Below are 18,479 nucleotides of genomic sequence, written 5' to 3'. Positions count from 1 at the left end.
CCGAACCGGAGAAAAATGCTCTGAACATGAAGCAAGGTTTGCAATTAAGGCTCAGCCAACAGCTGGCGATGACGCCGCAGTTACAGCAGGCAATTCGTCTGTTGCAACTGTCCACCTTAGAACTCCAGCAGGAGCTCCAGCAGGCGCTGGACAGCAATCCCCTGCTGGAGCAAGCCGATCTTCATGACGAGGTAGATACCCAGCAGTCACAGGACACAGAAGCGCTCGACACCGCGGATGCACTCGAACAAAAAGAGATGCCGGACGAGCTTCCGCTGGATGCCAGCTGGGATGAAATCTATACCGCCGGGACCCCTTCCGGCACGCGTGCAGACTACCAGGACGACGAGCTACCGGTCTACCAGGGCGAAACCACCCAGTCGCTGCAGGATTACCTGATGTGGCAGGTAGAGCTTACCCCCTTCTCCGATACCGACCGCGCCATTGCCACGTCGATTGTCGACGCCGTTGATGACACCGGTTATTTGACCGTCACGCTGGACGACATTCTGGAAAGCATGGGCGATGAAGAGATTGAGATTGAGGAGATTGAAGCGGTACTGAAACGCATTCAGCGCTTCGATCCGGTCGGGGTGGCCGCGAAGGACCTGCGCGACTGTCTGCTGATCCAGCTTTCTCAGTTCAGCAAAGAGACGCCGTGGCTCGACGAGGCTCGCTTAATCATCAGCGATCATCTGGATCTTCTGGCTAACCACGATTTCCGCACCCTGATGCGCGTGACGCGCCTGAAGGAAGAGGTGCTGAAAGAGGCGGTAAATCTGATCCAGTCCCTCGATCCGCGTCCCGGTCAGTCGATCCAGACCAGCGAACCCGAGTACGTTATCCCGGACGTGCTGGTCAGAAAACACAATGACCGCTGGGTCGTTGAACTGAACTCTGACAGCATCCCTCGCCTGCAAATCAACCAGCAGTACGCCTCCATGTGTACCAGCGCGCGCAACGACTCCGACAATCAATATATTCGCAGCAATCTTCAGGAAGCGCGATGGTTGATCAAGAGCCTGGAGAGCCGGAATGATACCCTGCTTCGCGTGAGCCGCTGCATCGTCGAACAGCAGCAGGCCTTCTTTGAGCAGGGCGAAGAGTATATGAAACCGATGGTGCTGGCGGATATCGCCCAGGCCGTCGAGATGCATGAATCCACTATTTCCCGCGTTACTACGCAGAAGTATCTGCACAGTCCGCGCGGTATTTTTGAGCTTAAGTATTTCTTCTCCAGCCACGTGAACACCGAGGGTGGCGGCGAAGCCTCCTCAACGGCGATTCGCGCCCTGGTGAAGAAGTTGATCGCCGCGGAGAATCCCGCGAAGCCACTAAGTGACAGTAAGTTGACCACCATGCTGTCCGATCAGGGTATTATGGTGGCACGTCGTACTGTTGCGAAGTATCGAGAGTCTTTATCCATTCCGCCGTCTAACCAGCGTAAACAGCTGGTCTGACACAACCGATAAGGAAGACACTATGCAGCTCAATATCACAGGACATAACGTCGAGATTACTGAGGCTTTACGTGACTTCGTGAACGCTAAGTTCGCGAAACTCGAGCAGTATTTCGAAAGGATCAATCAGGTCTACGTTGTGTTAAAAGTGGAGAAAGTGACTCATATCTCGGATGCAACCCTGCATGTTAACGGGGGTGAACTCCATGCCAGTGCGGAAGGGCAAGACATGTACGCGGCTATCGACGGCTTGATTGACAAGCTTGCGCGACAGCTCAATAAACATAAAGATAAACTGAAACAACACTAATTGTCCGGGCAGTTAACGGGTGCAGGACGGCCTGTTGTGAAACACAACGGGCCATTTGTACAGTTAGCGCTTAGGTGAAATTATGATGAACAACGATTCCGCTCTTCAACTGAGCAATGTCCTTAACCAGGAATGTACCCGCAGTGCCGTTCACTGCCAGAGCAAAAAACGTGCGCTGGAGATCATCAGTGAATTAGCTGCAAAACAGCTGGGCCTGCCGCCGCAGGTGGTGTTCGAAGCCATTCTGACCCGTGAAAAGATGGGCAGTACCGGTATCGGCAACGGCATCGCGATCCCGCACGGCAAGCTGGAAGAGGATACCCTGCGTGCCGTCGGTGTGTTTGTGCAGCTGGAAACCCCAATCGCTTTTGACGCCATTGATAACCAGCCCGTCGATCTCCTCTTCGCGCTGCTGGTGCCTGCCGACCAGACCAAGACCCACCTGCATACGCTTTCGCTGGTTGCTAAACGTCTGGCGGATAAAACCATCTGCCGTCGACTGCGCTCAGCCCAAAGTGATGAAGAGCTTTATCAAATTATCACTGAAGCAGAAGGCAATCAGGATGACGCATAACCAGGTGATGGCCTTCACATCTGTTGTCCTGAGGAGAAACGGAACATGGTGCTGATGATTGTCAGCGGTCGTTCAGGGTCGGGGAAATCCGTTGCTCTGCGCGCGCTGGAAGACATGGGTTTTTACTGCGTCGATAACCTGCCGGTCGTGTTATTGCCCGATCTGGCACGCACGTTAGCGGAGAGACAAACCTCCGCCGCCGTCAGTATCGACGTTCGTAACATGCCGGAATCGCCAGAGATCTTCGAACAGGCAATGAGTAACCTGCCTGACGCGTTCTCGCCTCAGCTGCTGTTCCTTGATGCCGACCGCAATACCCTGATCCGCCGCTACAGCGACACCCGTCGTCTGCACCCGCTTTCCAGCAAGAATCTTTCGCTGGAGAGCGCCATCGACGAAGAGAGCGATCTGCTTGAGCCGCTGCGCTCTCGTGCCGATCTGATTGTCGACACCTCAGAGATGTCCGTTCACGAGCTGGCGGAAATGCTGCGAACCCGGCTGCTGGGCAAACGCGAGCGCGAGCTGACGATGGTGTTCGAATCCTTCGGCTTTAAGCACGGTATTCCGATTGATGCGGACTATGTTTTCGACGTGCGCTTCCTGCCGAACCCGCACTGGGATCCTAAACTGCGTCCAATGACCGGTCTGGATAAGCCCGTGGCGGCGTTCCTCGACCGACACACAGAAGTTCACAATTTTATCTACCAGACGCGAAGCTACCTTGAGCTATGGTTACCTATGCTGGAGACAAACAATCGTAGCTACCTGACAGTGGCGATTGGCTGTACCGGCGGTAAACATCGTTCGGTCTACATCGCCGAACAGCTGGCCGACTATTTCCGCTCGCGCGGTAAGAACGTTCAGTCCCGTCATCGCACGCTGGAAAAACGTAAAACATGACCGTAAAACAAACCGTTGAGATCACCAATAAGCTGGGCATGCATGCACGCCCGGCGATGAAGCTGTTTGAGCTGATGCAGGGTTTCGATGCAGAAGTGCTGCTGCGTAATGACGAAGGCACCGAAGCGGAAGCCAACAGCGTGATTGCGCTGCTGATGCTGGACTCCGCCAAAGGGCGTCAGATTGAGGTTGAAGCCACCGGACCTCAGGAAGAGGAAGCTCTGGCAGCGGTAGTTGCGCTGTTTAACGCCGGGTTCGACGAAGATTAGGCCTGCTATTCTGGCGGGTAGCGCTGCGCTTACCCGCCCTACATTAACGCATTTCTCTCCATAAACCCTTCCCCACCCAGCTGGCGCATCTGGCGCATGATCCACGCCTGACGGCTTCGCACGTACCCTGACGGGGCGCTGGCCTTGAAGCGGACAGGATTAGGCAGAACAGCCGCGAGCAGCGCCGCCTCCGACATGCTCAGCCTGCTGGCAGGTTTATTAAAATAGCGTTGTGATGCAGCTTCGACACCAAATACCCCGTCGCCGAACTCGGCGATATTAAGGTAAACGGTCAGAATACGCTTTTTGCTCCAGACCGTTTCCATTCCCAGGGTTAGGCCCGCTTCCAGCCCTTTTCGCACCCAGCTTCGGCCATCCCACAGGAACAGGTTTTTAGCCGTCTGCTGCGACAGCGTTGACGCACCGCGCACGCGGTTTTCGTGACGTTCGTTATGGGCCAGCGCCTTTTCAATCGCAGCCACATCGAACCCCCAGTGCTCCGGGAATTTTTGATCTTCCGCCGCGATAACCGCCAGCCCCATGAACGGAGAAATTTCATCCATGCTCACCCAGTCAGAATGGGCAACATAGCCGAAATCACCGGAGAACCACGCGCTAAGCTGGCGCTCAACCATGACCGCTGAAAACGGTACCGGCAAAATGCTGAACACGGCCAGCCCGCCTCCCCAGAACACCGCCAGGACGAGTACGATGCGGAAAAGAAGGCGTTTCACCCATGCGCCTGCGGAAAACTGATGCCTCATTCCGTCAGCACCAGCACCCGGGCGACCAGCTTTTCAATGCCCACGGCGGCTTCCGCAATATTCTTCGCCAGCATATACGCGGGCGTGGTGACAACTTTGTTGTCTTCATCCACCACAATGTCATCGACCGGGCACGGAACGTGTTCACCCCCCATATCCTCGACGACCTCTGCGGTATCAATATCGGTTCCGATCGTCAGCCGTAACGGAAAATCGAAAATATTTGGCAGCATGGCCGGTGCAATACAGATAAAGCCCAGCGGCTTGCCCGCGGCATGCATCTCCAGCGCCAGCGCTTTGAGATCAGGGTCCACCGTGCATGCGGCACCCTCGGCAGCAAAGGTGCTGAGATTTTTCGCGGCGCCGAAGCCGCCCGGCACAATGAGCGCATCCAGTTCAGCGGCATCTGCCTTCGCCAGCGGATGAATCTCTCCCCGGGCAATACGCGCGGCTTCAATCAGCACGTTACGCGTTTCGGCCATCGGCTCGCCGGTCAGATGGTTAATCACATCCGACTGATTTTTGTCGGGTGCAAAACAGATAACCTCTGCTCCCTGTTTTGTCAGGGCCAGCAGCGTGATTACGGCTTCATGTATTTCTGAACCATCAAAAACACCGCATCCGCTCAGGACAACACCAATTTTTTTCATCTTGACGATCCTTCTTTGCAACTCGCTGAAGCACATTAATAATTTTGATTAAAACGCTATGCTTCACACATTTCACTGATTCATGTAACAAACCATTTAAGATTTGCTATCTTATCTGCGTGCGGCCTAAATTTTTACGGCGGCGCCCATTAGAAAATTACTTTAAAAAACAGGCGCAGCCACGATTTCCCTGGTGTTGGCGCAGTATTCGCGCACCCCGGTCTAGCCGGGGTCATTTTTTTCTGGCATCCACCCAGGCTTTAAGCACCGCAACATCGTTCTGCCACTCTTGTTTCATCTCTTCAACCCAATCACCAACGTTATCTTCCCAAGCTGGTAAATCAGGCGACTGAATCTGTTGACCCAGCTGCTGCAGGTGGCGTAACCCGACCGAGCCGGCTGCGCCTTTGATTTTATGCCCTTCTTCCACGATGCCCTTCTGGTCACGCGCCGTCAGGTTTGACTCCAGCACGCTCAGATAACCCGGCATCATTTTTTCAAACACCGCCAGGCCGTCGGTAATCAGTTTCGGGCCGACCAGATCGATATACTGCTCCAGCATCGCGGTATCGAGTATCGTTTGGGCTTTTGCGCTATCAACAGACGTCATGGTGCTCTCCTCTTCATCGTGGGTATCCCAGAACTTCTTGATCATGGCGGTCAGAGCAGGCACCGCCAGAGGCTTGCTGAGTACATCGTCCATACCGGCGTCGAGGTACTCTTTTTTATCTTTCAGCACGTTCGCCGTCAGCGCCACCAGCGGCGGCAGTTCATCAGCCGCGTACTGACGCGTCAGTTCACGCGAGATATCCAGCCCGGTCATATCCGGCAACTGGATATCCAGCAGAACGAGGTCATATTCACCAGGTGTAAACATCTCCAGCGCGGCTTTACCGGTCATCGCGACATCCACGCTGTTGCCCAGTTTTTCCAGCACCGAGCGCGCTACAATCACGTTAAGCTCAATATCCTCCACCAACAGGACGTGCAGCGCAGGCAGCGGCATATCGTCATTTTCAAAGGTATCCTCTACCTCTTCCGCCACCGCCGGCGCATGCACCGTCAGCGTGAAGGTTGACCCTTTGCCCGCCTGGCTGGCAACGGTGATGTCACCGCCCATGCTCTTCGCCAGCCGCTTAGACACCGCCAGACCGATTCCGGTACCAGTGGCCGGTTTTCCGCCGTTGCTATCCTTCACCTGGTAGTACATCGCGAAAATCTTGTCCTGCTCCTCCTGCGGAATACCAATCCCGGAGTCCTCCACCTCAAAGTGCAGCATGTCGCCGTCGTCATAGCGAATACGCACCGCCACCTGCCCCTTCTGGGTAAATTTCACCGCGTTGCTGATGAGGTTCCACAGGATCTGACGCAGGCGCGTGCCGTCGGTAATCACTTTATGCGGCAGCGGCAGGGTGGGATCCATGACAAAATTCAGCCCCTTCTGCTGGGCCTGCAGACCAGACAAGTTTTCCAGATCGGCAAGGAAGCTGGTGAAATCAACCGGCTGGTTATCAAGCTGAACCTTTCGGCGCTCCATCTTATCCATGTCAATAATATCGTTGAAGATATTACCCAGCGTGACCGCCGAGACGTGAATCGTTTTGAGGTATTTTTCCTGCTCTGCGGTCAGGTCGGTGTCCAGCAGAATGCGGCTCAGCCCCACAATGCCGTTAAGCGGCGTACGAAGCTCATGGCTGATGGTGGAGATGAAGGTGGTCTTGTCGCGGCTGGCGCGCTCCAGCGCATCCTGATAACGCTTACGCTCGGTAATATCACGGCCGAAGCCCATCAGGCCGTGGCGCTTCCCGACGCGGTCATAGTACGGCACCTTACGGATCTCAAAGCAGGCTTTGCGCCCGTCCGGGTAATCCAGCCACTGTTCGTAGGTCAGCGAGACGTTATGGCGGAACACTTTTTCGTCCGTCTCCATGACCTTGGCGGCCGCCTCTTCGGAGTAAACGTCCTGCGGCTTGAGGTGAATCAGCTGCTTCTCGCTTTTCCCGGTCAGGAGCTCCATCGCCCGGTTACAGCCTGAAAATTCTTTATCTTCGTTACGGTAGAATACCAGATCCGGCGAAGCGTCCAGGAACGAACGCAGGAAGGAGGATTGCTGCTCAAGCTGGATCTGCGTCACCTCGCGCTCTTTCATTTCGATTTTCAGCTGTTCCAGCGTGGCCTGACGCTCTGCCTCCGCCTTCTCACGATCTGAAATTTCCTGATTCAACTGAGCAATGTTGTCTTTAAGCTGAACGTTGAGCTTCAGGTCGCGCTCGCGCATCTCCTCCAGCTTATCGACCAGTTTTGATAAGCGCTGACGGGACTCCTCCAGCTGTTCGACCACCACGGAAAGGAAATAGACCGCCCAGGGCGTAATGAGCAGGCCGAAGAAGATAGAGCGGATAACGTCGATACTCTCGACCTGACCATGCAGAACCATCGTAACGGCCATCTGCACGACAATCGCCAGAACGACCAGCGCCAGCGCCAGCAGCATGGAGAAACGCACCAGCCCAAGCTTCATCATCAGGTCGACGTAGTACTGGGCTAGCATTCGAATTTGCTTCATAGAGGATCCCTTCACGACTTTATCGCTCAATAATACTCAAATTCGAGGCGGGACGTTGAAGGTTGTGAGAAAAAGTGCGGGGTGAAACAGGAGATTAGCCTCGCCTCCGATTCACCGGAAGCGAGGAGAGGTCAATCAGGAGCGTTTCAGCAGCAGCCAGAGGCTGATCAGGAAGAAGCTGGCGCTCGGCAGCAGCGCACCGATAATCGGCGGGATGCCATAAACCAGCGTCAGCGGACCGAAGATCTGATCGAGTACATAGAAGACAAAGCCGAAGCTAATACCGGTCACGACGCGCACGCCCATCGGCACGCTACGCAGCGGGCCGAAGATAAACGACAGCGCCATCAGCATCATCACCGCCACGGACATCGGCTGGAAGATTTTGCTCCACATGTTGAGCTGATAGCGTCCGGCATCCTGCCCGCTCGACTTCAGGTACTTCACATAGTTGTGCAAGCCGCTGATAGAGAGCGCGTCAGGATCCAGCGCAACAACCCCGAGCTTATCCGGCGTGAGGTTGGTCTTCCAGGTGCCGGTCACCGTCTGTGACCCGGTAATCTGTTTTGGATCGGTCAGGTCAGATTCATCAACCTGCGACAAACGCCACTGCTTATGTTCAGCGTCAAACTTCGCGGAAGAGGCGTGTCGGACAGACTCCAGACGGCGCTGGTCGTTGAACGCGTAGATGCTCACCCCGCCCAGTTCATCATCACCCTTTACCCTTTCGATGTAGACGAAGTTTTTCCCGTCTTTCGCCCATAAACCTTGCTGAGTCGAGAGCAGTGAACCACCGTACATTGCCTGAGCACGATAGTTACGCGCCATCTGCTCGCCCTGCGGTGCCACCCACTCGCCAATTGCCATGGTCAACAGCACCAGCGGGATTGCGGTTTTCATTACCGACAGCGCAACCTGCATACGGGTAAAGCCTGAGGCCTGCATCACCACCAGCTCGCTGCGCTGAGCCAGCATCCCCAGCCCCAGCAGCGCGCCCAGCAGAGCCGCCATCGGGAAGAAGATCTGCACATCTTTTGGCACGCTGAGCAGGGTGTACATCCCCGCCCCCATCGCGTCATAGCTGCCCTGCCCGGCTTTTTTCAGCTGATCGACAAATTTGATAATGCCGGAGAGCGACACCAGCATGAACAACGTCATCATGATGGTGGTGAAAATGGTTTTACCGATATAGCGATCAAGAACGCCAAACGCCTGCATTAGATGGCTCCTTTACGCGAGAATCGGGCACGTATGCGGCGCACAGGCACCGTATCCCACAGGTTTAATCCCAGCGCCAGTAAGATGTACAGGCTGTTAACGAACCATGTCCAGACCATCGGATCCAGCTTACCCTTCGCGCCGTTAGAGCGAATCGAGGTTTGCAGCAGGAAGTAGATCAGGTAAAGCAGCATCGCTGGCAGCATAGAGAGCACGCGGCCCTGGCGCGGGTTCACCACGCTCAGCGGCACGACAATCAGTGCCATCATAAACACGGTGAATACGAGCGTAATACGCCAGTGGAACTCAGCCCGCGCTCTGTCGGTATCGGTATTCCACAGCGTGCGCATATCCATTTGCTCGGTATCCGTCGGATCGAGCGCCACCGCCTGATGACCAATAATGGCCTGATAGTTCTGGAAATCCGTAATACGGAAGTCACGCAGCATCGCGGTGCCTTCGAAACGGGTGCCTTTATTCAGCGTGACGACCTGAGAACCGTCTTTGCGCTGAGAAAGCTGGCCAGAATCGGCAACCACCACTGACGGACGCGCGTTACCTTTAGGACGCAGCTGCGCCAGAAATACATCGTTGAATTTACTGCCGTCAACGCTCTCAATAAACAGCACGGAGTTTCCGTCAGTCGCCTGCTGGAACTGCCCCTGCGCGAGCGCCGCCATGCCGGGGTTTGCTTTCGCCTCGGCCAGCACTTCGTCCTGATGACGGGAAGACATAGGGCCCGCCCACATCACATTCACCGCCGCAACAATGCCCGTGAATAGCGCCAGTATCATCGCCGCTTTCACTAGTACGGCTTTACTCAGGCCACAGGCATGCATCACCGTAATTTCACTCTCGGTGTACAGCTTACCGAGGGTCATCAGCAGGCCGAGGAATAGACTCAGCGGCAGAATAAGCTGCGCCATTTCCGGGATCCCCAGCCCAAGCAGGGAAAGCACCAGATTCGTTGGAATTTCGCCGTCAACGGCCGCACCGAGGATCTTAACCAGCTTCTGACAGAAAAAAATCAGCAGCAGGATGAAGAGGATCGCCAGTTGGCTTTTGAGCGTCTCCCGCACCAGATATCTTATGATTATCACTTTAAATACGCCCGTAAAAACCCGTCTCTTTGCTGGAAAATCGCTTGTTTCATGGCTTAAACGTCATTTATTCTCTTGAGTCGTCGAAATCGTCGCTAAGATTAAAACATCCGGCGGATTCACGCTTCAGGACTTTTTCTGACGTGTCGAAACCGTAGTAACGTAAGATTAACACGAAGTCACCACAACAGCGGACATGAGTTACGAAAGGTTTCAATTCTATCCGTAGCAGCCGCCGTTGTCTTTAAGATTCAGGAGCGTAGTGCATGGAGTTCAGTGTAAAAAGCGGTAGCCCGGAGAAACAGCGGAGTGCCTGCATCGTTGTGGGCGTCTTTGAACCGCGCCGACTCTCCCCGATCGCCGAGCAACTCGATAAAATCAGTGACGGCTATATCAGCGCCCTGCTGCGCCGTGGCGAACTGGAAGGCAAACCTGGGCAGACGCTGTTACTGCACCATGTTCCGAACGTCCTGTCAGAGCGTATTCTGCTGATTGGCTGCGGCAAAGAGCGCGAGCTGGATGAACGTCAGTATAAGCAGGTTATTCAGAAAACCATTAATACGCTGAATGACACCGGTTCAATGGAAGCCGTCTGCTTCCTGACCGAGCTGCACGTCAAAGGCCGTAACACCTACTGGAAAGTGCGTCAGGCCGTCGAAACGGCAAAAGAGAGCCTTTACAGCTTCGATCAGCTTAAGACCAACAAAAGCGAGCCGCGTCGCCCGCTGCGCAAAATGGTCTTTAACGTGCCAACCCGTCGCGAACTGACCAGCGGCGAGCGCGCCATCCAGCATGGTCTGGCGATTGCCGCCGGTATCAAAGCGGCAAAAGATCTCGGCAACATGCCGCCAAACATCTGTAACGCCGCCTACCTCGCCTCTCAGGCGCGCCAGCTGGCTGACTCCTACAGCAAAAACGTCATCACCCGCGTCATCGGCGAACAGCAGATGAAAGAGCTGGGGATGCACTCTTATCTGGCGGTGGGTAACGGCTCGCAGAACGAATCCCTTATGTCGGTCATCGAATACAAAGGCAATCCGTCTGAAGACGCGCGTCCGATCGTGCTCGTCGGTAAAGGGCTGACCTTTGACTCCGGCGGTATCTCCATCAAGCCTTCAGAAGGCATGGATGAGATGAAGTACGACATGTGCGGCGCGGCGGCGGTTTACGGCGTCATGCGTATGGTTGCGGAGCTTCAGCTGCCCATCAACGTAATCGGCGTGCTGGCAGGCTGCGAAAACATGCCTGGCGGTCGCGCGTATCGTCCGGGCGACGTCCTGACCACCATGTCCGGCCAGACCGTTGAAGTGCTGAATACCGACGCCGAAGGCCGTCTGGTACTCTGTGACGTGTTGACCTACGTTGAGCGCTTCGAGCCAGAAGCGGTTATCGACGTGGCCACCCTGACCGGTGCCTGCGTGATTGCCCTGGGCCATCACATCACCGGCCTGATGTCGAACCACAACCCGCTGGCGCACGAGCTTATCGGCGCGTCCGAGCAGGCCGGTGACCGCGCATGGCGTCTGCCGCTGGGTGACGAGTATCAGGAACAGCTGGAGTCTAACTTTGCGGACATGGCTAACATTGGTGGTCGTCCTGGCGGCGCAATTACCGCAGGCTGCTTCCTGGCGCGCTTCACCCGTAAATATAACTGGGCGCACCTGGATATCGCGGGTACCGCATGGCGCTCCGGTAAAGCCAAAGGCGCTACCGGACGTCCGGTGGCCCTGCTGTCGCAGTTCCTGCTTAATCGTGCGGGTTTTAACGGCGACGAGTGATGTAATGTGCCGGGTGGCGGCTTCGCCTTACCCGGCCTACACGCCACTCAACCGTAGGCCGGGTAAGCGAAGCGCCACCCGGCTTTGCATTTAAATCCACGACAAGAAGCCCCATATATGAAGAATGCAACGTTCTACCTTCTGGACAACGACACCCATCAGGATGGCCTCAGCGCCGTTGAACAGCTGGTGTGTGAAATTGCCGCAGAACGTTGGCGCGCAGGTAAACGCGTACTGATTGCCTGTGAAGATGAGCAGCAGGCGATTCGCCTGGATGAAGCGCTATGGGCGCGCCCGCCGGAAAGTTTTGTTCCGCATAACCTGTCGGGCGAAGGTCCACGCGGCGGGGCACCGGTCGAAATTGCCTGGCCGCAAAAGCGCAACAGCAGCGCGCGCGATATTCTCATTAGCCTGCGGACAGACTTTGCAGATTTTGCCACCGCTTTCACAGAAGTGGTAGACTTTGTCCCTTACGAAGAATCCTTGAAACAACTGGCGCGCGAACGCTATAAAGCGTACCGCCTGGCCGGTTTTAACCTGAATACGGCAACCTGGAAATAATGGAAAAGACATATAACCCACGCGATATCGAACAGCCGCTTTACGAGCACTGGGAACAGCAGGGCTATTTCAAGCCTAACGGCGACGAAAGCAAAGAGTCCTTCTGCATCATGATCCCGCCGCCGAACGTCACCGGCAGTTTGCATATGGGGCATGCTTTCCAGCAGACCATCATGGACACCATGATCCGCTACCAGCGCATGCAGGGCAAAAACACCCTGTGGCAGGCGGGGACTGACCACGCGGGTATCGCGACCCAGATGGTGGTTGAGCGTAAAATTGCCGCTGAAGAAGGTAAAACTCGTCACGACTACGGTCGCGATGCGTTCATCGACAAAATCTGGCAGTGGAAGGCAGAATCCGGCGGCACCATTACCCGTCAGATGCGCCGTCTCGGCAACTCCGTGGACTGGGAGCGCGAACGCTTCACCATGGACGAAGGCCTGTCCAACGCCGTAAAAGAAGTGTTCGTCCGTCTGTACAAAGAAGACCTGATTTACCGCGGCAAACGCCTGGTAAACTGGGACCCGAAACTGCGCACCGCAATTTCTGACCTGGAAGTGGAAAACCGCGAGTCCAAAGGCTCCATGTGGCACATCCGCTATCCGCTGGCCGACGGCGCAAAAACCGCAGACGGTAAAGATTACCTGGTGGTGGCGACCACCCGTCCGGAAACCCTGCTGGGCGATACCGGCGTGGCCGTTAACCCGGAAGATCCGCGTTATAAAGATCTGATCGGCAAATTTGTGGTGCTGCCGCTGGTGAACCGCCGCATTCCGATTGTGGGCGACGAACACGCCGACATGGAAAAAGGCACCGGCTGCGTGAAAATCACCCCGGCGCACGACTTCAACGACTATGAAGTGGGTCGTCGTCACGCCCTGCCGATGATCAACATTCTGACCTTCGACGGCGATATCCGCGAAAGCGCAGAGGTGTACGATACCAAAGGCAACGAATCCGACGTTTATTCCAGCGAGATCCCGGCTGAGTTCCAGAAGCTGGAGCGCTTTGCTGCACGTAAAGCCATCGTAGCCGCCGTTGATGCTCTCGGCCTGCTGGAAGAGATTAAGCCTCACGATCTGACCGTGCCGTACGGCGACCGTGGCGGCGTGGTTATTGAGCCAATGCTGACCGACCAGTGGTACGTCCGTGCCGACGTGCTGGCGAAACCGGCTGTGGAAGCGGTTGAGAACGGCAGCATTCAGTTCGTGCCGAAGCAGTACGAAAACATGTACTTCTCCTGGATGCGCGACATTCAGGACTGGTGTATCTCCCGTCAGCTCTGGTGGGGTCACCGCATCCCGGCATGGTACGACAACGAAGGCAACGTCTACGTTGGCCGTAGCGAAGACGAAGTGCGTCAGGAAAATAACCTGAGCGCTGACGTGGCCCTGCGCCAGGATGAAGACGTTCTGGATACCTGGTTCTCCTCCGCGCTGTGGACCTTCTCTACCCTCGGCTGGCCGGAAAACACCGACGCGCTGCGTCAGTTCCATCCAACCAGCGTAATGGTGTCCGGCTTCGACATCATCTTCTTCTGGATTGCCCGCATGATCATGATGACCATGCACTTCATCAAAGACGAAGACGGCAAGCCGCAGGTTCCGTTCCATACCGTCTATATGACCGGCCTTATCCGCGACGACGAAGGGCAGAAGATGTCCAAGTCCAAGGGCAACGTGATTGACCCGCTGGACATGGTTGACGGGATCTCCCTGGAAGACCTGCTGGAAAAACGTACCGGCAACATGATGCAGCCGCAGCTGGCTGAGAAAATCCGCAAGCGTACCGAGAAGCAGTTCCCGAACGGGATCGAATCTCACGGTACCGACGCCCTGCGCTTCACCCTGGCGGCGCTGGCCTCTACCGGCCGCGACATCAACTGGGACATGAAGCGTCTTGAAGGTTACCGTAACTTCTGTAACAAGCTGTGGAACGCCAGCCGCTTCGTGCTGATGAACACCGAAGATCAGGACTGCGGCTTCAACGGCGGCGAGATGACCCTGTCTCTGGCGGACCGCTGGATCCTGGCGGAATTTAACCAGACGGTGAAAGCCTTCCGCGAGGCGCTGGACAGCTACCGCTTCGATATCGCAGCGGGCATTCTGTACGAATTCACCTGGAACCAGTTCTGTGACTGGTATCTGGAGCTGGCGAAGCCGGTCATGAACGGCGGTTCTGAAGCGGAGCTGCGCGGCACGCGCAACACGCTGATTACCGTCCTAGAAGGCCTGCTGCGCCTGGCGCATCCGGTCATTCCATTCATCACCGAAACCATCTGGCAGCGCGTGAAGGTCATTGCGGGCATCAACGCCGATACCATCATGCTGCAGCCGTTCCCGGAATTCGATGCGGCTAAGGTTGATGAAGCCGCGTCAGCGGATACCGAGTGGCTGAAGCAGGCGATCGTTGCGGTACGTAACATCCGTGCCGAAATGAACATCGCCCCGGGTAAACCACTGGAGCTGCTGCTGCGCGGCTGCAGCGACGCTGCCGTTCGTCGCGTCACCGAGAACAACACCTTCCTGAAAACCATGGCGCGTCTGGAAAGCATCACCGTGCTGCCTGCCGATGACAAGGGTCCGGTTTCCGTGACTAAAATCATCGACGGTGCGGAGCTGCTGATCCCGATGGCGGGCCTGGTCGACAAAGACGCAGAGCTGGCGCGTCTGGCGAAAGAAGTGGCGAAAGTCGATGTGGAAATTGGCAAAATCGAAAGCAAGCTGGCGAACGAAGGCTTTGTGGCACGCGCGCCGGAAGCGGTCATCGCCAAAGAGCGTGAGCGTCTGGTTGCCTTCGCCGATGCGAAGACCAAACTGATCGAGCAGCAGGCCGTTATCGCGGCCCTGTAATGCTTTTACCCCTTACGCTTCAGGGCGTAAGGGGTAACCTTCCTGAAAACTCCTCGCTTGCACTCCCTTTTCTGCGGTGCTATTAACAGCAACTGTGTGTCAATTTTTGTAATGAGTAATGCTATGAGCGTGATTACCCCCGTCGCGACGACGATGCGTCGGATCACTGAGCAGGACAATCCGGCTATCGCCGCCGTTATCCGCACCGTTTCTGCAGAGTTTGGGCTGACGGCGGATAAAGGTTACACCGTTGCCGACCCGAATCTTGACGAACTGTTTAAGCTGTACAGCCAGCCGGGCCACGCCTACTGGGTCATTGAGCAGGACGGCCAGGTTGTGGGCGGCGGCGGTGTTGCACCGCTGAGCTGCAGCGAGCCGGATATCTGTGAGCTGCAGAAAATGTATTTCCTGCCGTCGGTTCGTGGACAGGGTCTGGCGAAAAAGCTGGCGCTGGTCGCCTTGGAGCACGCGCGCAATCAAGGTTTTAAACGCTGTTACCTCGAAACCACCGCCTTCCTCAAAGAGGCCATCGGCCTGTATGAACATCTGGGCTTTGAGCATATCGATGCGCCGCTGGGCTGCACGGGCCACGTTGACTGCGAAGTCAGAATGCTGAAAAGTCTGTAAGTTTCGTTCCTGCCCCCTTCTGTTAAGCGGCTGTAAACTGAATGCTCTACACTCTCAGTTCACACCACAACGGGGGAAACACGATGTCGAAGATAAAAAGCTACGCCGCACCGCAGGCGGGTGCAGAACTTGAGCTGTACGAGTACGATGCGGGCGAACTAAAAGCAGAAGACGTCGAAGTACAGGTTGATTACTGCGGGGTCTGCCACTCAGATCTCTCGATGATCGACAACGAATGGGGCTTCTCCAGCTATCCGCTGGTTGCCGGGCACGAAGTGATTGGCCGCGTCGTCGCGCTCGGCAGCGCCGCGCAGGACAAAGGGCTGAAGGTTGGCCAGCGCGTGGGCATTGGCTGGACAGCACGCAGCTGCGGCCACTGCGACGCCTGTATCAGCGGCAACCAGATCAACTGCCTTGAAGGCGCAGTGCCCACCATCCTGAACAAGGGCGGTTTTGCCGATAAGCTGCGCGCCGACTGGCAATGGGTCATCCCGCTGCCGGACAGCATTGATATTGAATCTGCTGGTCCACTGCTGTGCGGCGGGATCACCGTCTTTAAACCGCTGCTGATGCACCACGTCACCGCCACCAGCCGCGTGGGCGTGATCGGTATCGGTGGTCTGGGCCACATCGCCATCAAGCTGCTGCACGCGATGGGCTGTGAAGTGACGGCGTTTAGCTCGAACCCGGCGAAGGAGAAAGAAGTGCTGGCAATGGGCGCGGACAAAGTCGTGAACAGCCGCGATCCGGACGCGCTGAACGCGCTGGCTGGGCAGTTTGACCTGATCATCAACACCGTGAACGTCGATCTCAACTGGCAGCCGTACTTTGAAGCGCTGGCCTACGGCGGTAACTTCCACACCGTGGGTGCGGTGATGAAGCCGCTGCCGGTTCCGGCCTTTACCCTGATCGGCGGGGATCGCAGCGTGTCAGGCTCCGCGACCGGTACGCCATACGAGCTGCGCAAGCTGATGAAGTTTGCCGGCCGCACCAAAGTGACGCCGACCACCGAGCTGTATCCAATGTCGAAAATTAACGAAGCCATCCAGCACGTGCGCGACGGCAAAGCCCGTTATCGCGTGGTGTTGAAAGCGGATTTCTGATGTGAGTTTGCCGGGTGGCGGCTTCGCCTGACCCGGCCTACTTTTGCTACTGCGCCAATGTATTAAACACTTCCGCCACCGCGACCGCCCCCGGGTCCATTACCCCATCCAGATTCTCTTTATTCACATACGATGAGCGCCCTGCTCCGGCTTTCGCCATTTTCGCCGTTGCCTCCGCTCCCTGCTGCGCAGCCTGCGCTGCCGCCTGAAGATCTTTTTTCTTCAAGGCTTCCAGCGCCGGTTGCAGCGCATCGATCAGCGTACGATCGCCGAGATCTGCCCCGCCATACTGCTTCATCTGCGCCAGTCCGCTCAGCAATGCTTCAGGTAGCGGCTGTCCATCCTGAAGCTTTTGCCCCGCCGCCGTGAAGAAGATCGACATGAGTACACCGCTCGATCCGCCCATCACCGTGGCCAGTCGTTCCCCCACCAGCAACAGCAGCTTAGGCACGTCATTCAGCGGGAGAGTGTTTTCTTCCAGGCGCTGCGCAATATCCCGTGCACCTTGCGCAAACGTAGAGCCGGTATCGCCATCGCCCACTTTGGCATCCAGCGCATTCAGGCGGTTTTCAAGCTGTATGAGCGTCTTCGTCACCTGTGAAACAGACTCCTTCACCTGCGGATTGTCGGACGCGTCATATTCCACGCTATCGTGAATAGCGCTTTGCGGAACGGTACGCAGAGGAGCAAACGCCACAGGCTTCTGCCAGCCCAGCGTCTCGACCTCGGCGTGAATCGCCTTTTCAAAGTAATCGTTGAGCTTTAGCAGCGTCAGAGAAAAGCCCTTCATATCCAGCGCGCTCACCAGCGGCGCAGGGCCAATCAGGTACGCAATATTCTCTTTCAGCGCTGAATGTGCCAGCTCTTTGGTGAGCAAAGCCATCTCCAGCGCGGACACGCCGCCGAGGTTGTTGATCAGCACCGCGAAACGCCCCTCGCCCGCCTGCGCTTTGAGCGGCGACACCAGCGTGTCGATAATCGCTTTGCTGTTTTGCGTATCAACCACCGAGGCACCCGGCTCCCCGTGGATCCCCAGCCCCAGCTCGACATGGCCCTGCTTGATGCGCCCCTCTTCATCGTCGCTGCCCGGCAGGTTGCAGGTTTGCATCGCAACGCCCAGGCTCCAGAGGTTATCGCAGGCCTGCTGCGCAATATCCCGCACCTCGCTCAGCGATTTTCCTTGCTCCGCTGCATAGCCCGCAATCTTGTGCACCAGCGCCGTGCCGGCAATGCCGCGCGGCTGCTTGTTGTCGGGCAGCGCGATATCGTCTGCCACAATCACCATCTCGACCTTCAGGCCGTAGCGTTTGGCCTTTTCTGCCGCCAGGCCAAAGTTAAGCCGGTCACCGGTATAGTTTTTGACGATCAGCAGGCAGCCGCGATCGCCCGTCACCGCCACAATAGCGTTCAGCACCGCATCCACGCTCGGGGAGGCGAACAGATCGCCACACACTGCCGCCGTCAGCATGCCTTTACCGACAAATCCGGCGTGCGCCGGTTCGTGCCCGGAGCCACCGCCGGAGATCACCGCCACGCGGCTTTTATCCCAGTCGCCGCGGGCGACAACCCTGATAGCTGGATCGATATCAAGTTTGACGAGATTCGCATGTGGCGCAGAAAGCAGTATGCCTTCAATGGCGTCATTGACCAGCTGTTTGCGATCGTTAAAGAAGAATCTGGACATTGTTTTCCACTATTTTATGAACCGTATGCAAAAGCATAGTCCGCGCTGGACAATGCGCCG

The 18,479-nt window shown here is 56.4% G+C and carries 17 protein-coding genes; 10 read left to right on the top strand and 7 right to left on the bottom strand.

Features of this window, described 5'->3' with window-relative positions:
• The first annotated feature begins 26 nt into the window (after window positions 1–26).
• The 5 genes from rpoN (at window position 27) to npr (ending at window position 3,513) form a co-directional block, all read left to right on the top strand.
• Window positions 27–1,460, top strand: coding sequence for an RNA polymerase factor sigma-54 (gene rpoN, locus IM284_RS00540; protein ID WP_028014571.1), 1,434 nt, complete (start codon window positions 27–29; stop codon window positions 1,458–1,460).
• 22 nt (window positions 1,461–1,482) lie between these two features.
• Window positions 1,483–1,770, top strand: a complete 288-nt coding sequence (gene hpf / locus IM284_RS00535; protein ID WP_014171818.1) for a ribosome hibernation promoting factor — start codon at window positions 1,483–1,485, stop codon at window positions 1,768–1,770.
• 82 nt (window positions 1,771–1,852) lie between these two features.
• A complete protein-coding gene (gene ptsN, locus IM284_RS00530; protein ID WP_008501443.1) occupies window positions 1,853–2,344 on the top strand; it encodes a PTS IIA-like nitrogen regulatory protein PtsN in 492 nt (163 codons plus the stop codon).
• A gap of 45 nt (window positions 2,345–2,389) precedes the next feature.
• Window positions 2,390–3,244, top strand: coding sequence for an RNase adapter RapZ (rapZ, locus tag IM284_RS00525; protein ID WP_014885397.1), 855 nt, complete (start codon window positions 2,390–2,392; stop codon window positions 3,242–3,244).
• Window positions 3,241–3,513 (top strand): PTS phosphocarrier protein NPr, encoded by a 273-nt coding sequence (gene npr / locus IM284_RS00520; RefSeq protein WP_025756690.1) that lies wholly within the window; start codon window positions 3,241–3,243, stop codon window positions 3,511–3,513. The genes rapZ and npr overlap by 4 nt, the downstream gene beginning before the upstream one ends.
• Before the next feature lie 38 nt (window positions 3,514–3,551).
• On the opposite strand, the gene mtgA is transcribed toward npr, so the two are convergent.
• The 6 genes from mtgA to IM284_RS23690 form a co-directional block, all read right to left on the bottom strand.
• The gene (mtgA, locus tag IM284_RS00515; protein WP_047367049.1) at window positions 3,552–4,277 is read right to left on the bottom strand and encodes a monofunctional biosynthetic peptidoglycan transglycosylase; all 726 of its coding nucleotides are present in this window, start codon (window positions 4,275–4,277) and stop codon (window positions 3,552–3,554) included.
• Window positions 4,274–4,927 carry an isoprenoid biosynthesis glyoxalase ElbB gene (elbB, locus tag IM284_RS00510; RefSeq protein WP_047367048.1) on the bottom strand — a complete coding sequence of 218 codons (654 nt, stop codon included), beginning with the start codon at window positions 4,925–4,927 and terminating at the stop codon, window positions 4,274–4,276. The genes mtgA and elbB overlap by 4 nt, the downstream gene beginning before the upstream one ends.
• A 232-nt stretch (window positions 4,928–5,159) precedes the next feature.
• Window positions 5,160–7,493: an aerobic respiration two-component sensor histidine kinase ArcB gene (gene arcB, locus IM284_RS00505; protein WP_045260464.1), complete on the bottom strand. Its 2,334-nt coding sequence runs from the start codon at window positions 7,491–7,493 to the stop codon at window positions 5,160–5,162.
• A 135-nt stretch (window positions 7,494–7,628) separates the two neighbouring features.
• Window positions 7,629–8,711: an LPS export ABC transporter permease LptG gene (gene lptG / locus IM284_RS00500; RefSeq protein WP_047367047.1), complete on the bottom strand. Its 1,083-nt coding sequence runs from the start codon at window positions 8,709–8,711 to the stop codon at window positions 7,629–7,631.
• A complete protein-coding gene (gene lptF, locus IM284_RS00495; RefSeq protein ID WP_028014576.1) occupies window positions 8,711–9,811 on the bottom strand; it encodes an LPS export ABC transporter permease LptF in 1,101 nt (366 codons plus the stop codon). Before lptF ends, lptG begins: the two co-directional genes overlap by 1 nt.
• Before the next feature lie 63 nt (window positions 9,812–9,874).
• Window positions 9,875–9,934, bottom strand: a complete 60-nt coding sequence (locus IM284_RS23690) for a hypothetical protein (RefSeq protein WP_213743486.1) — start codon at window positions 9,932–9,934, stop codon at window positions 9,875–9,877.
• 143 nt (window positions 9,935–10,077) lie between these two features.
• Between IM284_RS23690 and pepA the strand changes: the two genes are divergently transcribed.
• The 5 genes from pepA to IM284_RS00470 all read left to right on the top strand — a co-directional run bounded on the left by pepA (window position 10,078) and on the right by IM284_RS00470 (window position 16,735).
• Window positions 10,078–11,589: a leucyl aminopeptidase gene (pepA, locus tag IM284_RS00490; protein WP_028014577.1), complete on the top strand. Its 1,512-nt coding sequence runs from the start codon at window positions 10,078–10,080 to the stop codon at window positions 11,587–11,589.
• A 117-nt stretch (window positions 11,590–11,706) separates the two neighbouring features.
• Window positions 11,707–12,150 carry a DNA polymerase III subunit chi gene (holC, locus tag IM284_RS00485; RefSeq protein ID WP_003861884.1) on the top strand — a complete coding sequence of 148 codons (444 nt, stop codon included), beginning with the start codon at window positions 11,707–11,709 and terminating at the stop codon, window positions 12,148–12,150.
• The gene (locus IM284_RS00480; RefSeq protein ID WP_045630735.1) at window positions 12,150–15,005 is read left to right on the top strand and encodes a valine--tRNA ligase; all 2,856 of its coding nucleotides are present in this window, start codon (window positions 12,150–12,152) and stop codon (window positions 15,003–15,005) included. Before holC ends, IM284_RS00480 begins: the two co-directional genes overlap by 1 nt.
• Window positions 15,006–15,128: 123 nt before the next feature.
• Complete coding sequence (locus IM284_RS00475; RefSeq protein WP_028014579.1) at window positions 15,129–15,632, top strand: GNAT family N-acetyltransferase; 504 nt, start codon at window positions 15,129–15,131, stop codon at window positions 15,630–15,632.
• A gap of 83 nt (window positions 15,633–15,715) precedes the next feature.
• Window positions 15,716–16,735, top strand: coding sequence for an NAD(P)-dependent alcohol dehydrogenase (locus tag IM284_RS00470; RefSeq protein WP_028014580.1), 1,020 nt, complete (start codon window positions 15,716–15,718; stop codon window positions 16,733–16,735).
• A 46-nt stretch (window positions 16,736–16,781) separates the two neighbouring features.
• Here IM284_RS00470 and IM284_RS00465 read toward each other — a convergent pair whose 3' ends face one another.
• Window positions 16,782–18,419 carry a dihydroxyacetone kinase subunit DhaK gene (locus IM284_RS00465; protein WP_047367046.1) on the bottom strand — a complete coding sequence of 546 codons (1,638 nt, stop codon included), beginning with the start codon at window positions 18,417–18,419 and terminating at the stop codon, window positions 16,782–16,784.
• Window positions 18,420–18,479 lie beyond the last annotated feature (60 nt).

It is taken from the genome of Enterobacter cloacae complex sp. P12RS, assembly GCF_014895875.1.
In the GTDB taxonomy this organism is placed as follows: Bacteria; Pseudomonadota; Gammaproteobacteria; order Enterobacterales; family Enterobacteriaceae; genus Enterobacter; species Enterobacter bugandensis.
Note: the sequence above shows the minus strand (reverse complement) of the source record. Positions and strands in the feature narration are given on the sequence as shown.

Coding starts and splice junctions, on each gene's coding strand:
- rpoN (WP_028014571.1), top strand. CDS start 27: ATGAAGCAAGGTTTGCAATTAAGGCTCAGCCAACAGCTGGCGATGACG.
- hpf (WP_014171818.1), top strand. CDS start 1,483: ATGCAGCTCAATATCACAGGACATAACGTCGAGATTACTGAGGCTTTA.
- ptsN (WP_008501443.1), top strand. CDS start 1,853: ATGATGAACAACGATTCCGCTCTTCAACTGAGCAATGTCCTTAACCAG.
- rapZ (WP_014885397.1), top strand. CDS start 2,390: ATGGTGCTGATGATTGTCAGCGGTCGTTCAGGGTCGGGGAAATCCGTT.
- npr (WP_025756690.1), top strand. CDS start 3,241: ATGACCGTAAAACAAACCGTTGAGATCACCAATAAGCTGGGCATGCAT.
- mtgA (WP_047367049.1), bottom strand. CDS start 4,277: ATGAGGCATCAGTTTTCCGCAGGCGCATGGGTGAAACGCCTTCTTTTC.
- elbB (WP_047367048.1), bottom strand. CDS start 4,927: ATGAAAAAAATTGGTGTTGTCCTGAGCGGATGCGGTGTTTTTGATGGT.
- arcB (WP_045260464.1), bottom strand. CDS start 7,493: ATGAAGCAAATTCGAATGCTAGCCCAGTACTACGTCGACCTGATGATG.
- lptG (WP_047367047.1), bottom strand. CDS start 8,711: ATGCAGGCGTTTGGCGTTCTTGATCGCTATATCGGTAAAACCATTTTC.
- pepA (WP_028014577.1), top strand. CDS start 10,078: ATGGAGTTCAGTGTAAAAAGCGGTAGCCCGGAGAAACAGCGGAGTGCC.
- holC (WP_003861884.1), top strand. CDS start 11,707: ATGAAGAATGCAACGTTCTACCTTCTGGACAACGACACCCATCAGGAT.
- IM284_RS00480 (WP_045630735.1), top strand. CDS start 12,150: ATGGAAAAGACATATAACCCACGCGATATCGAACAGCCGCTTTACGAG.
- IM284_RS00475 (WP_028014579.1), top strand. CDS start 15,129: ATGAGCGTGATTACCCCCGTCGCGACGACGATGCGTCGGATCACTGAG.
- IM284_RS00470 (WP_028014580.1), top strand. CDS start 15,716: ATGTCGAAGATAAAAAGCTACGCCGCACCGCAGGCGGGTGCAGAACTT.
- IM284_RS00465 (WP_047367046.1), bottom strand. CDS start 18,419: ATGTCCAGATTCTTCTTTAACGATCGCAAACAGCTGGTCAATGACGCC.